This window comes from Photobacterium sp. OFAV2-7, assembly GCF_022347985.1.
Classification (GTDB): Bacteria; Pseudomonadota; Gammaproteobacteria; order Enterobacterales; family Vibrionaceae; genus Photobacterium.
In genome coordinates this window covers 1-15,749 of the sequence record NZ_JAKRFQ010000003.1, presented here as the reverse complement: position 1 = coordinate 15,749, position 15,749 = coordinate 1, and the positions used below count along the sequence as shown (strand labels likewise).

The window sequence follows — 15,749 nt, the reverse complement described above, 5'->3', positions numbered from 1 at the left end:
TCCTCGCAAACTATCCACAAAGATGAATTTTTGAAAACCGGCCTAGTGCCGGTTTTTTTGTGCCTGATTTCTGAGAGATACCTCACATTTGTGGGTAGAGCTGTGTACTAACCGGCAATTTATCCACAGCTTTCGATCGGATCCGATCTACATGTAGTGGATCCAAATAGCGGGAAACACATTATCAACGCTATTCACAGATTTTTCCACAGCTGGTGGTAAATTGATCAGTTGCTAGGGGCGGGGTTGTGGACTGTTGATCTGACGCCTTGTGGTGCCTGATGTTGGTTGGTATGGCGCGGTGCTGGGAAAGCCCTACTTTCTGTGCGAGGTTGTGAGTAACTTTGTGCGGTACAATAAACGACAGCGAAAATACGGCTGGTATTTTTTGACAGGATCCTAAATCGGACGATCGTCACGTTTTCGGACTTGTCGGGAAGATCCGGCTATTTGGATCAACAGAATAACAAAGCAGGCTATCGCTACAGGTAGTTTGTGCCAGACAGAGTGAGGCAGTCGATGGAACAGTTTGAGCATATTTCGGTAGAGCAGGCATATACATTATTACAACACGCCGATTCAGAGGCTGTACTGGTCGATATCCGCGATCCGCAGTCATTTGCCTTGTCACACCCGGAGCCTGCTTTTCACCTGACCAACGATACCGTGGTCGAGTTCATGAATGAGGTCGATTTCGAGCAACCAGTAATTGTCATGTGTTATCACGGTATTAGTAGCCAGGGGGCGGCACAATACTTGATTAATCAAGGCTACGAAACAGTGTATAGTCTTGATGGTGGTTTCGAGGCCTGGCGACGCCAGGCGTATCCTTGTATTCAGCAGGCGTAGTCTCTCAGAACGGAGTAATAGATGCATCGGTTAGCCGGATTAAACAATGCCCGTCAGGCCCAGGCCTTTATCGACTATATGGCGTCCCGCGGAATCGCCTTGGTATTGGCGCCGGAGCCGGAGGGAATGGTTGCTATCTGGCTGAAGGAATCCGAGCATCTGGTGGAAGCACAGGCTGAGCTCAATATGTTTTTGGCCAATCCGCACGACAGGAAATACCAGGCCGCTTCGTGGAAAGTAGCCGAGTCGCGGACTGCGAAGTTTTACTACAATAGCCCGGGCCTGTTGGCTCTGGTCAAGTCCGGGGCCGGTCCTTTTGGCCTGATGGTCATGGTCGTTGCCATTGTTATCTACGGGCTTTGGCTGTTCGGGCTGCAGCAACCGGTGTTCGAGCTGCTTCATTTTCCGGTTATGAATGGCGATCAGTGGCAGGTATGGCGCTTCTTCTCCCATGCTCTTATCCATTTTTCGACACTGCATATCATATTTAATTGCCTGTGGTGGTGGCTTCTGGGCGGGCAACTCGAACGTCACAGCGGGAGCTCAAAGCTGGTTCAGGTATTTCTCGTTTCTGCTCTGATCTCCGGTTTTGCCCAGTTTTGGCTCCATGGGCCGAATTTTGGCGGTCTGTCAGGTGTGGTCTATGCATTGATGGGTTACATCTGGTGGATGGGCTGGCTGGCGCCGCAACGGGGATTGATGCTCCCCAATTCATACGTCGTCTTCATGTTGGTTTGGCTGGTATTGGGCTTTGCCCAGCCGTTTGGGATGTCAGTCGCCAATATGGCACACTTGTTTGGCTTGTTCAGTGGTTGTGGTTTGGCGCTTGTCGATGCCAAGCTGCATAAAAAGGCGAATAATTAGCCACATTTAAGATTAGGCTCGTCTGCCATAGTTAACTTAATCTGTTGATTGACCTTTCTATATCAATTTTTTTTTGAAAATTTTAGAGTAAAAGCACCAAAGCTGGAAATTAAATCTTCGTTTTTGATTCTTTTCACATTTATTTATCTTCATTCGCGCAATAATTTGCATACCTTGAGCGATATTGCTTATTTTCGCTCGCCCTATATTGCGTTTACGCAAACCATCGCTAAAACAACAACAACATTTTTAAGGAACATCTTATGTTTGGCATTTTTAAACCCGCCTTGCATACGGAGCGTCTGGCTGATGGCCAGGTCGATCCCGTCTACAAGCGACTCCGTTGGCAACTTTTCGCCGGTATTTTCTTTGGTTATGCCGGTTACTACCTCGTCCGTAAAAACTTTAGCCTGGCAATGCCTTTCCTGATTGAGGAATACGGCTATAGCCGCGGTGATTTGGGTGTGGCGCTTGCCGCTGTCTCTATCGCCTACGGTTTGTCTAAGTTCTTGATGGGGAGTGTCTCTGATCGCTCTAACCCAAGGTATTTCCTTGCTGCCGGTTTGACGATGTCGGCCATGGTAATGCTGTGCTTCGGCTTTATGCCATGGGCGACCGGCAGTATTGCAGCCATGTTTATCCTGCTGTTCCTTAACGGTTGGTTCCAGGGCATGGGCTGGCCGGCCTGTGGACGGACAATGGTACACTGGTGGTCACGCAAAGAGCGTGGTGAGGTGGTGTCAGTGTGGAACGTTGCCCACAACGTGGGTGGCGGTCTGATTGGTCCTATGTTCCTGCTTGGTTTGTGGGCATTCAATGATGACTGGCGTACGGCCTTCTACGTACCGGCTTTCTTTGCCTTGTTGGTAGCAGCCTTCACCCTGTTGGTGATGCGTGATACCCCGCAGTCTTGTGGTCTGCCTTCCATTGAAGAGCACAAGAATGACTATCCTGACAACTACGATGAATCTCATGAGAAAGAGATGACCGCGAAGGAAATCTTTTTCAAGTATGTATTTAACAACAAGTTGTTGTGGTTCATTGCGATTGCCAATGCCTTCGTTTACCTGATCCGCTACGGTGTGCTTGACTGGGCACCGGTATACCTAAGCGAAGTTAAAGACTTCACCGTAGATAAGTCTTCTTGGGCTTACTTCCTGTACGAGTGGGCTGGTATTCCGGGTACGCTACTGTGTGGCTGGATGTCGGATAAGTTCTTCAAGGGACGCCGTGCTCCTGCCGGGATCCTGTTCATGGCGCTGGTTACCGTGGCTGTTCTGGTCTACTGGTTCAATCCGGCCGGTAACCCGATGATTGATATGATGGCACTGGTTGCTATCGGCTTCCTGATTTACGGTCCGGTAATGCTGATTGGTCTGTACGCGCTGGAACTGGCTCCTAAGAAAGCGGCGGGTACTGCAGCAGGTCTGACCGGCCTGTTTGGTTACCTTGGCGGTGCGGTCGCGGCGAATGCGATTCTGGGTTATACCGTGGACCACTTCGGTTGGGACGGCGGCTTCCTGGTACTGACCTCGGCCTGTGGCCTGTCTATCTTCTTCCTGACACTGGCATTGATCGGTGAAAGCAAGCTTCACAAAGAAGCTATCGCAGGACAAGTAGAGCAAAATGCGTGATTGAGATCGCCATCATTGGCATCTTGGTAACGCTCTAGGTAATATGACAAGGCTTCGCATTCGCGGAGCCTTGTTGCAACTAGGAGCAGCGTTAGTCGTGAAGCAAAGCAAACGTCACCAGGAAATCATCGATCTCGTTAAAACCCAGGGCTACGTCAGCACTGACGATCTGGTAGAGCGTTTTAATGTCAGCCCGCAAACTATTCGTCGTGATCTCAATGAATTGGCAGCAGATAACAAAATTCGCCGTCATCATGGAGGCGCCACCATTCCGTCAAGCTCGGTAAACACCTCGTACAGCACCCGTAAAGTGATGCAGTTGGCCGAGAAAGACTGTATCGCCAAGGCTATGGTGGAGCATATTCCGGATGGTGCCACCCTGTTTATCGATATCGGGACCACACCTGAAGCCGTTGCCCGTGCTTTGCTTGAGCATAACGACCTGCGCATCGTAACCAACAACCTGAATGTTGCCAGTATCCTGACCGGCAAAGATGACTTCCGCGTTATCTTGGCGGGCGGAGAGGTCCGTAACCGGGACGGTGGTATTGTTGGCGAGGCGACGCTCGACTTTATTTCGCAGTTCAGGCTGGACTTCGGCATCATGGGGATCAGCGGGATTGACCTGGACGGTTCCCTGCTGGATTTCGACTACCATGAAGTGCGGGTAAAGCAGGCTATTATCGAAAACAGTCGTTGTGTCATGCTGGGTGTCGACCATACCAAGTTTGGCCGTAATGCGATGGTCAACCTTGGTGATATCAGCCAGATTGATATGCTGTTTACGGATCAGAATCCACCAGAAGAGCTGGCTAAGCGTCTGGTTGAAAATGAAATTCACATTGAAATTATCAATTAGTGCGGGTTCAGCCTAGCCGCTGACAGCTAATTAAATCAATATCATAGCTGCGGGCTGCCATTATGGCAGCTCGTTTTTTTTGTATCAAAATTGTTACTTACATCGCTTTGATGTAACAACTCGAAAATAAAAATGATGATCTTCCGCAAAATCTCGTCTATTATGCTCGATAACGAACATTGATGAGTGTTTGTGAACTTTTTATTTTCGATTGAGGTGGTGGTATGAGGGTAGCAGCAACTGAAGTATTGGATCTGATTGTCGTTGGCGGTGGAATTAACGGCGCTGGTATTGCAGCCGATGCGGCTGGACGTGGCTTGCGGGTCGGGCTGTTTGAGGCCAGTGACTTTGCGTCGGCAACGTCATCTGCCAGCTCCAAGCTGATCCATGGCGGCTTGCGCTACCTCGAGCATTATGAGTTTCGTTTGGTGGGTGAGGCACTGGCAGAGCGCGAGGTGTTGCTGCGCAAAATTCCGCATATTGCCCGTCCGATGCGATTCCGCCTGCCCCATCGTCCCCACCTGCGCCCGGCCTGGATGATCCGTGCCGGTCTGTTTCTTTATGATCATCTTGGCAAACGAACGACACTTCCGGCGAGCCAGGGGCTGAAGTTTGGTCCGGAGTCAGTATTGGTGCCTGAAATTACCAAGGGATTCGAATATTCTGACTGCTGGGTTGATGATGCCCGCCTGGTGGTACTCAATGCGATGGAAGTGGCTGCCCGTGGCGGCGAGGTGCGTAACCGTTGCAAGGTGGAGAAGGCAGAGAAGCATGATGATCTTTGGCAGGTCACCATTCGCGATATGCTGACTGGCGAGACATTCGAGCGTAAGGCGCATGCACTGGTTAATGCCGCAGGCCCGTGGGTGAAGGCATTTTACGATCACAGTCTGGAGGCGCCGTCTCCGCGCAATATCCGCCTGATCAAGGGTTCGCATATTGTCGTTCCCCGTGTTCACGACGAACCTCAGGCTTACATTTTGCAAAACGAAGACAGCCGTATTGTCTTTGTGATCCCGTATCTGGACCGATTCTCAATTATCGGCACCACTGATGTCGAGTATCAAGGTGATCCGCGTGAAGTGGCAATAGATGATAATGAGATCAACTACCTGCTTGAGGTTTACAACCATCACTTCGTCAGTAAGCTCAAGCGCGAGGATGTGGTCTGGACCTACAGTGGAGTAAGACCGCTTTGCGATGATGAGTCTGACTCACCGCAGGCCATTACCCGTGATTACACACTGGAGTTGGAGCAGGAAGGCAACCAGCCGCCGCTGCTGTCGATCTTCGGTGGTAAGCTGACGACATACCGCAAGCTGGCTGAGGCGGCAATGACCAAGCTGGCACCTTTCTTCCCGCGTATGGGTGAGAGCTGGACGGCGGAGTCCTATTTGCCGGGTGGTGAGGCTGATTTTGACGGTGGGCAGTTGGCAACCCGTCTGAAAATGCAGTGTCCGTGGCTGTCGCGCTTTACCGTGGAGCGACTGGCGACCAACTATGGTAGCAATGCAGCTAAGCTCCTTGAAGGGGTAACCTCAGAAGCCGACATGGGGCAGCACTTTGGTGAAGGCCTGTATGCCCGCGAGCTGGATTATCTGATGGAGCATGAATTTGTCCAGGTCGCCGAGGATGCATTGTGGCGCCGCAGCAAGCTAGGTTTGTATCTGAGCACCGAGCAGCAGTTGGCCGTGGCGGATTATATTCAGGCAAAGCGGCCATCGCATGCGGTTGCCGCGGCATAACCCACTAATCCGAATAGCAGAAAGGCGCTCGATGAGCGCCTTTTTTGGTTGGGATTCGGGTTAACAGATCACTGGTACAGGTACTTGGTAAACAGCAATTCGGTGAGGATCCGTTGTTTTGTTTCCATGATCAGTAATTCATTGACTTTGTTCAGGCACGCCAGGCGAATTTCCTCTCTGCCGGCCAGGGATTTGATCCTGGCTTCGGGCTGCTGGCCGATAATGTTGATAATGGCATCGCGGATCAGCGGTGCATGGTGTTCCAGCTTGGCGATCAAGTCCGGATCGGACACCATTAGGTCAACCTGCAGCCTCAGGTAGCCGATTTTCTTCCCTTGGGTGACATAGTTGGTGGTGATGTCAGGCTCAAGAGTAAAATATGTATATTGAGGGGTTGCCGTTTCGGCATCTTCAGCCGAGGCATAAAATGGGGCCAGCAGGGCTGCAATAAATAGGGTAAAGCCAAAGATTGTCGGTTTCATTATTTTACTCATGGATTTACAGCCTTTTCAGGCAATGAATTACTTTCTTTCGATCGTAACGATATTCGTACCCGTTACAGCTTGCTACAATAGTGTTTCCTTATGGTAATAAATTAACCTGATTCTACCAAGTGTTAGATAACAGTTTGGTGGGGTTTATATTAGAAAGATGTCGAAATTCAAGCAGTTGTATAAGCCCTTGCTGGATCGTGCCCAGTGGCAGGCACCGGAAGAGACAGCCTTGGAAGGGACGGGGTTTGGGCATTGGTTGCTAGAACCGGATTCATTGTCACGACGTTTTCAGCGTCATTGTGAGCATTTCACGGTGTCTTTGATTGAACAGACAAGAATTCATAAGTCACAGTTATCGGATGATGAAAGGGCATTGATCGGTGATGTTGACTGCCTGCTGCGTAAAGTGGTGCTGATGGGGGACGGGATCCCCTGGGTGTTTGCCCGCACGCTGATCCCGGCGTCGACGCTGACCGGACAGGAGAGTGATTTGGAACAGCTTGGCGAAATGCCGTTAGGGCTTCGGGTGTTCACTGATCGCAGTGCCCGCCGGGATGCACTGGTTGTTGCCAACGTCGGTACTTGCACTGACCCTCTGTGGGCCCGGCGCTCGAGGCTGTGGATTAACGAAAAACCGCTACTGGTCGCGGAGCTGTTTCTGGAAGCGGCCCCGGTTTATGCAAAGGAGAGTCAGAGTTGGAACTGAGCAAAGCAAAAGCGTATTGGCAACTGGCACGGTTTGACCGCCCAATCGGCAGCCTGCTACTGCTTTGGCCGACGCTATGGGCATTGTTTCTGGCCGCTGACGGGTTTCCCAACCCGCAGGTTTTGATCGTATTCGTTCTCGGCGTGATTTTTATGCGAGCGGCAGGCTGCGTGATTAATGACTTTGCGGATCGGAATTTTGATGGCCACGTTAAGCGGACGGCCCAGCGTCCGATGCCTTCTGGCAAGATCACTGAGCGGGAAGCGCTCGGACTGTTTGGTTTGCTGGTTCTGGTGTCTTTTTTGCTGGTGCTGACCATGAACAAGCTGACCATTATGTTATCGGTGGTCGGTTTACTGCTGGCTGCTGCCTACCCGTTTATGAAGCGCTATACCCATTTGCCGCAGTTGGTACTGGGGATGGCGTTTGGCTGGTCTATTCCGATGGCCTACGCGGCACAGGCCGGTGAGTTGCCTGCTGTTGCCTGGCTGTTGTTTGCTGCCAATATTTTGTGGACCATTGCCTATGATACCCAGTATGCAATGGTGGATCGTGATGATGACCTGAAGGTGGGCATTAAGTCGACGGCTATTTTGTTTGGCCGCTCTGATAAAATCATTGTCGGGCTGCTGCAGCTCGGGGCCTTGGTCTTGCTTATCGCGGTTGGTGCCGTGATGGCGCTTCATCAGCTGTATTATTGGTTTTTGTTATTGGCCGCGGGCTTGTTTGTCTATCAGCAGATGCTGATCCGCGAGCGTGAACGCGATCCGTGCTTCAAGGCTTTCCTCAACAATAACTATGTCGGCATGCTGGTGTGCATCGGTATTGGTGCCGGTGTTGGCTTTAGCTGATAAACCTTGCTAATGATAAAGAAAAAAGCGCCGATGGCGCTTTTTTTGTGCCTGGAGGACCACCGGTGGTTTTGAGGGGAGCATTTTGTGAGAAGGTTTCTGACCTTAGATGACCCAAAAGCTGTACAAGCTATCTGGCCCCCAATTCATTAGATTGATGGGTTGGTTTTATATTCTTTTAAAACAGCCGCTTATTATGAGATTTGGCTGCTGGGCAGCTTTTCGAGCAATTGTGCTATGGTAGGTAAAAAGCTGTACAAGCTGCACATTTGTCCCTGCCATACAAGTTGGCGGGCTTTTGGACGGGTAAAATGGCTGCACAATGTTGATGGCTTGGGCCGTTGCCTGCAAAGCTAAAAAAAGCTGGCCTTCAAGGCCAGCTTTGTGTCTGTGGGATAAGTTGGGGCCGGTGCGGGTTAGGCGCTCGGCTCGACCTCTTCCACTTTGTCTTCCCGGTTCATTACGGCCTGAATGGTCAGTTTGACTTCCGGAGAAACCAGGGCGGCAAGCAGCTCGGCCAGGGTTTCAACCGGACGGGACACCGCATGGCATTCATCGTTGAGATAGCCTTCGCTACGCAGCGTCTTGACCAATGTGGCGAATACCCCTTTGTCGAAGAACTCCGGTGCATTGATGCCGTGAAGTCGGCTCAGGCGCTGGGCCATCATCTGGCTTTGCTGTTCCAAATCGCTTTTCATCAACTGAGGCTCAGAACGCAATAGCGTAAGGGCGATAGCATAACGCTGAAGGGTTTCCGAGATGGTACGAGCCAGCAACTGCAGCGGACCGATACGGGCACTGTTCAGCTCAATATACTCACCGTCACTCAGTACCAGTCGCTGGCGTACTAGTTCGGCTATCTGACTGTCGATGATTTCACCCAGCGATTCCTTATCGTGACGCAGGAAGAGCTCGGCCTTGAGGAACGGATACAGCAGCTCGACCTGCTGGCGGAGCGCTTGCAGGCTCAGGCGCTGATGCTGAACAACGATATGGGCGATCAGTGACGGCAGGGCGAACAGATGAATAATATTGTTGCGATAGTAAGTCATCAAAATCGATTGCTGACGGTCAAGGGAGATAATATCCCCAAGGCTGTCACGCTCGACAATAAACTTGTCCATTTCGACGGCATGCGCAACCAGGGTCGCTGCGTCTGACTCCGGCATGGTGCATTGCTTGGAGTACGGCACATTGCGCAGCAGCTGCAGGTAGCAGTCAATTTGCTGCTCCAGCTCCTCGCGGCTCAGGGCGCGTTGGCGGGCTGCCAGTAGCGCCAGTGCACACAGGGTCAGGGCATTGGTTGCCGCGGCATCATTGATATGGGTCATCATCTTGTTGGCCAGGTCGTTGACCACCGGGTTGAGCCATTGTGGACGCTGCGGCTCAATCGGATCGATGTCCTGGTGCCATTCAGGTGCGTTCTCGTTGAGGTAATGGTTCAGAGAAATCGGCTCACCGAAGTTAACATAGCCCTGGCCGAGGTTGCGCAGTTTGCGCAGAGTACGCAGTACCTGTCCGACATTCTCTTTTTCCTTGCGCTTGCCACGCAGTTCTTTGGCATAGGTGGCCACTTCCATTACATGTTCGTAGCCGATATAGACGGGAACCAGAGTAACCGGACGGTTCAGGCCGCGCAGCATTGCCTGGATGGTCATTGACAGCATACCGGTTTTGGCCGGTAGCAGACGCCCGGTGCGAGAGCGGCCGCCTTCACTGAAGTATTCAACGGAATAGCCCTTGGCAAACAGCTCAGCCAGGTATTCGCGGAACACGGTTGAATACAGGCGGTTACCCTTGAAGCTGCGGCGAATAAAGAAGGCGCCGCCACGGCGGAAGATCGGTCCGGCCGGGAAGAAGTTCAGGTTGATACCGGCTGCAATGTGCGGTGGTACCAGGCCTTCGCGGTACAGCACGTAGGACAGTAGCAGGTAGTCCATGTGGCTGCGGTGACAGGGCACATAGACAATTTCGTGGCCGTCCTGGGCCAGCTTCCTGACGCGCTGGGCATTGTGGATATTCAGGCCCTGGTAGAGCTTGTTCCACAGCCAGCCGAGGAAGCGATCACCGCGTTTGATCAGTGAGTAGGAGAAATCTGCCGCAATTTCTTCCATCATATCGATGGCTTCTTTGCGCACCTTCTCTACCGGGACATCGCGGCTCTGGGCCTCTTCGGCCACAACTTTTTCAATGGCCTTGGAGGCCAGCAGACGTTTGAATAGCGCATGGCGATCCGGCAGTTTCGGACCGGCTGCAGCCAGCTGCTGGCGCGAAAAGTGGATTTTGGCCACCCGTGCCAGTTTGTGGGCAATAGAGTCATCGGTTCCGTGGTGATCGGCCATGTAGCGCAGCGAAACCGGGGTGCTCAGGCGTACCATACAGTCGCGGCCGCGACCCAGAATGGTGAAGAATTTTTCCGGGCCATTGAGCGGGCGCAGAACCGGCTTCTGGTTTTCTTCCTTGCCGGGCTTGCGGCCCCAGAGAATGGCCGCCGGAATGACCTGAAGATCGAGCTCGGTATCCTGCTTGTGCTGCTCAAGCAGGGCGGTAAACAGATCGATGGACTCTTGCGGGAGCTCGCCGTCTGAGCCGAATACGCTCGGGCCATCGGAAATGTAGACATAGCGTCGGTATGGCTTGCCGTCGATTTCCAGCGGTGACAGTGGATCGGGCAGTCCCAGCTCTTCGGTGCTGCTGCGCAGCGTCATCAGATCGGTATTTGAGCGAAACGGTAGAATATAGATAATCGGTCGTTCTAAATCGAGTTCCAGATCAGCGACCGGATCAGAAGGTATTGAATGGGTTTTAACCAGCAGAGAAAGCGGCAAATTCAATAATTTTCGATAGATTTTCTGCCAACTTGACATATCTTTTACTAGCCTCGAATTCTTAATGCGACGCAAGGATAGCAGAAAATGCGTGTCGTTTTGCAGCGATATACCACATACTTGCAGTTAAATATCACTGTGAATGACATTTTATACTAGCTCGACGGGTTAGTTTTTGCCTATTTGTCGGGCAACCTGTTTTGACGGCAAACAATGATGCTATCCGCCCCTTTTAACCTATGGTCTGGCTATCTGGGCAGGGAGCGGAATCAAGGAAAATTGCTCTTTTCGTAAACAATTGTCTTTTCAACTTTGTTAACACTGGATATACTCACAGTGAACTGTATAAAAAGACAGGGTGAGTCATGAAGCCGTTAACGCCGCGCCAACAAGAAGTCTTTGATTTGATCAAAGCAAAAATTGAAGATTCTGGAATGCCGCCTACACGCGCTGAAATAGCCCGTGAACTTGGCTTCCGTTCTGCCAATGCTGCCGAGGAGCACCTTAAAGCACTGGCACGCAAAGAAGTAATTGAGATTATTCCGGGGGCATCCCGCGGGATCCGCCTGCTAGTCAATAATGACGATGTGTCAGAGCAGGGCCTGCCGCTGATCGGTCAGGTGGCAGCCGGTGAGCCTATTCTGGCTCAGGAGCATGTCGAAACACATTACGAGGTGGATCCGGCGCTGTTTAAGCCCCGCGCCGACTTCCTGCTTCGAGTGAATGGCATGAGTATGAAAGATATCGGTATTATGGATGGCGATCTGCTGGCCGTGCATAAGACCCAGGATGTCCATAATGGTCAGGTTGTTGTCGCCCGTGTCGAGGACGACGTGACTGTGAAGCGTCTTGAGAAAAAGGGTGCCCAGGTACTGCTGCATGCGGAAAACGAAGAGTTTGCCCCGATTGTCGTTGACCTAAACCATCAGCAGCTATCGATTGAAGGCATTGCTGTTGGCGTGATCCGCAATGCGGACTGGATGTAGTTTTTTGTCCGGTCACAATCTATGCCAATAGCATAATATTCACGATTATTGCACTATGTGAAAAACTGCTCATTATTTGTGTAGAATGTTTTGCAATAGTTAATGATAGTCATTATCATCTCCACATGATCAGATGGAGGTGATAATGACCAACTCTTCCCGTTACCATATACCTACCGCCTTGCTTCAACCTCTTTGGCTGCGTAGCCGCGAGAGCCTGGAGGATGACGGCCTGATCTATGATCCTGTTGCTGCCGCTGCGTGTAGCCAGTGCTACCTCAAGCCTGATTGTTTGTCGGGCAATGTCACCGAGCGCCAGTTGCTTCATGCCACCTTGACTCTTCAGTGTGATCGCCAGGTGCAGCAGTTTTTGCGTCGCCACCCCAACGGCTGGATCATCAATGTCGGGGCAGGCCTCGATACCCGCTTTTATCGCCTCGACAATGGCCGCTGTCGCTGGTTCGAGCTGGATACCGACGAAAACCTGTTATGGCGTGAACGCTTGTTTCACCGCAGTGAACGCTACACGATGCGTCTCGGCTCGGTGACCGATCTCTCTTGGCTTAAGTCACTGCCTGCGATGAATAATGCGCCGGTTATGTTGCTCTGCGATCAGGCTTTGCTGCAGTGCAATAGCAGTGAGCTGGTTCACTTTGTCCAACGTATAGGTTGCCACTTTAGTCAGATTGAGGTCTGTCTGGTGGTTGCCGGCGATCGTTGTGGCTCGGCCATCGCGACTAAGATGGGCGCTGGCGACTATCGTCATGGCTATAAGGATCCGGTCCGTCAGGTCTTGAACTGGCTGCCTTGGGCGGAACTGATCAGCAGCCACAGTCCGCTAGACCACGACTGTACTCGTTGGCGGTCCTGGCAGCGGTGGATCGCAAAAATACCTAGCTTAAAATATCGCCTGACACCGGTATTGGTGCATTTCCGCTTGTAGATTCGTGCTTTGTCCTACGAACACCCTCTCTACGCCTGTCTTTTGGCTGTGATACCTCTTTTGCGCACTTGATTTTTTTCCGGGTAATTTATTGCTCCTTTTTTCGATCTTGTCCTAAGTTAAATGTAAACAAAGTGTTACTTGGTTCGCACTATTTTGCTCATCAGAAGAGGGACCAGTGCATTTATTGACCTGCTCTTGAAGTAAATCAGGACGATGGAAAGGAGGGATCCGGGTGAAGAATCGCCATTTGATTTGGGGATCACTGGTTGCGGCACTGTCGCTGCCCGTGGTAGCCGAAACCGAAACAATGCGCTTGAACATGACGCAGGGTGTCACTGAGGTGAGCCAGCGTGTGTTTGATCTCCATATGACCATTCTCTATATCTGCATTGTCATTGGTGTGGTGGTATTTGGTGTGATGTTCTGGGCCATTATTCACCACCGCAAATCCAAAGGGGCTGTGGCCGCCTCCTTCCATGAAAGTACCAAGGTTGAAATCCTCTGGACCATCATTCCCTTCGCGATCCTGATTGTGATGGCGGTACCGGCTACCAGTACGCTGCTGGCGATGGAGGATACCTCGGAATCCGATCTCACCATTCAGGTCACCGGTTCGCAGTGGAAATGGCACTATAGCTATTTTGGCGAAGATGTTGATTTTTATTCGCTGTTAGCAACAACAACAGCACAGATCGAGAATCAGCGTGAAAAGCGGGAAAATTACCTGCTCGAGGTCGACAGGCCGTTGGTGGTGCCGATTGGCAAGAAAGTGCGCTTTTTGATCACCTCGCAGGACGTGATCCACTCCTGGTGGGTGCCAGATTTTGCGGTGAAGAAAGATGCCAACCCGGGCTTTATCAACGAGGCCTGGACCCGGATAGACAAACCGGGCATCTATCGGGGCCAGTGTGCCGAGCTGTGCGGCAAGGACCATGGTTTTATGCCGATTGTGGTGATTGCCAAGCCGCAGGACGAGTATGACCAGTGGTTGCAGGCTACCAAGGTTGCCCAGCAGGAGGCGTATGAAGAAGAGCAGCGGTTGCTGGCAATGGAAATGTCGATGGACGAGCTGATGGAGCTGGGTGAACAAGTCTACGGTACCCGCTGTGCGATGTGTCACCAGGTTAACGGCAACGGGATCCCCGGTGCCTTCCCTGGCCTTGCCGGTCAGGGCGTATCTGTCGATCCGGCGAAAAAGCTCGAGCATATCAGTGTTGTTGTCCATGGCAAGAGCGGCACGGCCATGCAGGCCTTCGGGCCGCAGCTGAGCCTGAAGCAACTGGCGGCAGTCATTACCTATGAGCGTAATGCCTGGGACAACAATACGGGTGAGACGGTTCAGGCGGCAGAAGTGCAGGCTGTCCTCAATGGTGAAGAGCTTTAAGGGAGATTGAGAGAATGACGGATATGCTGCGTGAACAGACCGAGGTCGAAGAGACACAGATCCATCACGAACATCATCAGAGTGGGCTGAAACGCTGGCTGTTCACCACCAACCATAAAGATATTGGCTCGCTGTACCTGATCTTTAGCTTTGCGATGTTTCTGATCGGCGGGGCGATGGCCATGGTGATCCGCGCAGAGCTGTTCCAGCCTGGGCTGCAGTTGGTCGATCCGAACTTTTTTAACCAGATGACGACAGTTCACGGCTTGATCATGGTATTTGGTGCGGTTATGCCTGCCTTTACCGGGTTGGCCAATTGGATGATCCCGATGATGATTGGGGCGCCGGATATGGCATTGCCGCGAATGAACAACTGGAGCTTCTGGATTCTGCCCTTTGCCTTTTCGTTGCTGCTGGCTTCGCTGTTTATGGAAGGGGGCGGACCTAACTTCGGCTGGACCTTCTATGCGCCGCTGTCGACGATGTATAGTCCGGAAAGTACCGGCTTGTTCGTGTTTGCTATTCACATCATGGGGATCAGCTCCATTATGGGGGCCATCAACGTCATCGTCACCATAGTCAACCTCCGGGCACCGGGGATGACCTATATGAAGATGCCGCTGTTTGTCTGGACCTGGCTGATCACGGCCTTCCTGCTGATTGCGGTGATGCCGGTGCTGGCCGGGGCGGTGACCATGGTACTGACCGATAAGTATTTCGGTACCAGCTTTTTTGATGCGGCCGGGGGCGGCGATCCTGTGATGTTCCAGCACATCTTCTGGTTCTTCGGCCACCCCGAGGTTTATATCATGATTTTGCCGAGTTTCGGTATCATTTCAGCTATTATCCCGGCATTTTCACGTAAGAAGCTTTTTGGTTACAGTTCGATGGTGTATGCCACGGCCTCGATAGCCGGTCTGAGCTTTTTAGTATGGGCACACCATATGTTCACCACCGGGATGCCGGTGGCGGCCGAGTTGTTCTTTATGTACTGCACCATGCTGATCTCGGTGCCGACTGGGGTCAAGGTCTTTAACTGGGTGGCCACCATGTGGCGAGGGTCGCTGACCTTCGAGATACCTATGATGTTTGCCATCGCCTTTATCGTGCTGTTTACCATCGGTGGTTTCTCGGGCCTGATGCTGGCCATTACCCCGGCTGATTTCCAATATCATGATACCTACTTTGTGGTCGCGCACTTCCACTATGTCCTGGTGTCGGGGGCGATCTTCTCGATTATGGCGGCGGCCTATTACTGGCTGCCCAAGTGGACCGGCTACATGTTCGATGAAAGGCTGGCGAAATGGCACTTCTGGTGCTCGATTGTCTCGGTCAATATTCTGTTCTTCCCGATGCACTTCCTTGGTCTGGCCGGGATGCCGCGCCGGATACCGGATTATGCGCTGCAGTTTGCCGATATTAACGCGGTTGTCAGTATCGGCGGTTTCCTGTTCGGCTTTTCTCAGCTGATCTTCCTGGCCGTGGTCATCAAGTGTGTCCGTGGTGGTGAGAAGGCGTCGGCCAAGCCGTGGGACGGTGCAGAAGGGCTGGAGTGGACTGTGGCTTCACCGGCGCCGCACCACACCTTCTCTACACCGCCGAA

General features: G+C 52.1%; 13 protein-coding genes. 11 read left to right on the top strand and 2 right to left on the bottom strand.

The window, feature by feature from the left end; all coding sequences use genetic code 11:
• Window positions 1-519: 519 nt before the first annotated feature.
• From glpE to glpD, 5 genes are all read left to right on the top strand, one after another.
• Complete coding sequence (gene glpE, locus MHN01_RS00745; RefSeq protein WP_075766267.1) at window positions 520-849, top strand: thiosulfate sulfurtransferase GlpE; 330 nt, start codon at window positions 520-522, stop codon at window positions 847-849.
• A 21-nt stretch (window positions 850-870) separates the two neighbouring features.
• Window positions 871-1,713, top strand: coding sequence for a rhomboid family intramembrane serine protease GlpG (gene glpG / locus MHN01_RS00740; RefSeq protein WP_239409590.1), 843 nt, complete (start codon window positions 871-873; stop codon window positions 1,711-1,713).
• Between the two features lie 263 nt (window positions 1,714-1,976).
• Complete coding sequence (glpT, locus tag MHN01_RS00735; RefSeq protein WP_239409589.1) at window positions 1,977-3,347, top strand: glycerol-3-phosphate transporter; 1,371 nt, start codon at window positions 1,977-1,979, stop codon at window positions 3,345-3,347.
• Window positions 3,348-3,444: 97 nt separating this feature from the next.
• Window positions 3,445-4,206, top strand: a complete 762-nt coding sequence (locus tag MHN01_RS00730; protein WP_075766273.1) for a DeoR/GlpR family transcriptional regulator — start codon at window positions 3,445-3,447, stop codon at window positions 4,204-4,206.
• Between the two features lie 224 nt (window positions 4,207-4,430).
• On the top strand, window positions 4,431-5,951 hold the full coding sequence (glpD, locus tag MHN01_RS00725; protein WP_239409588.1) for a glycerol-3-phosphate dehydrogenase: 1,521 nt from the start codon (window positions 4,431-4,433) through the stop codon (window positions 5,949-5,951).
• 68 nt (window positions 5,952-6,019) lie between these two features.
• Here the strand turns inward: glpD and MHN01_RS00720 are convergent, their stop codons facing one another.
• Window positions 6,020-6,445, bottom strand: coding sequence for a flagellar basal body-associated protein FliL (locus tag MHN01_RS00720; RefSeq protein ID WP_370646384.1), 426 nt, complete (start codon window positions 6,443-6,445; stop codon window positions 6,020-6,022).
• A 157-nt stretch (window positions 6,446-6,602) separates the two neighbouring features.
• On the opposite strand from MHN01_RS00720, the gene MHN01_RS00715 reads away from it, so the two are divergent.
• Entirely contained in the window at window positions 6,603-7,151 is a 549-nt protein-coding gene (locus MHN01_RS00715; protein WP_239409587.1) for a chorismate lyase, read from the top strand.
• The gene (gene ubiA, locus MHN01_RS00710) at window positions 7,142-8,002 is read left to right on the top strand and encodes a 4-hydroxybenzoate octaprenyltransferase (RefSeq protein ID WP_239409586.1); all 861 of its coding nucleotides are present in this window, start codon (window positions 7,142-7,144) and stop codon (window positions 8,000-8,002) included. Before MHN01_RS00715 ends, ubiA begins: the two co-directional genes overlap by 10 nt.
• Before the next feature lie 416 nt (window positions 8,003-8,418).
• Here ubiA and plsB read toward each other — a convergent pair whose 3' ends face one another.
• A complete protein-coding gene (gene plsB, locus MHN01_RS00705; RefSeq protein WP_239409585.1) occupies window positions 8,419-10,869 on the bottom strand; it encodes a glycerol-3-phosphate 1-O-acyltransferase PlsB in 2,451 nt (816 codons plus the stop codon).
• 326 nt (window positions 10,870-11,195) lie between these two features.
• Between plsB and lexA the strand changes: the two genes are divergently transcribed.
• The 4 genes from lexA to ctaD all read left to right on the top strand — a co-directional run.
• Entirely contained in the window at window positions 11,196-11,816 is a 621-nt protein-coding gene (gene lexA, locus MHN01_RS00700; RefSeq protein WP_075766283.1) for a transcriptional repressor LexA, read from the top strand.
• A 145-nt stretch (window positions 11,817-11,961) separates the two neighbouring features.
• Complete coding sequence (locus tag MHN01_RS00695) at window positions 11,962-12,759, top strand: class I SAM-dependent methyltransferase (RefSeq protein ID WP_239409584.1); 798 nt, start codon at window positions 11,962-11,964, stop codon at window positions 12,757-12,759.
• 265 nt (window positions 12,760-13,024) lie between these two features.
• Entirely contained in the window at window positions 13,025-14,146 is a 1,122-nt protein-coding gene (coxB, locus tag MHN01_RS00690; protein WP_239409623.1) for a cytochrome c oxidase subunit II, read from the top strand.
• Window positions 14,147-14,160: 14 nt separating this feature from the next.
• A partial coding sequence (gene ctaD / locus MHN01_RS00685; protein WP_239409583.1) for a cytochrome c oxidase subunit I occupies window positions 14,161-15,749 on the top strand: 1,589 nt, incomplete at its 3' end.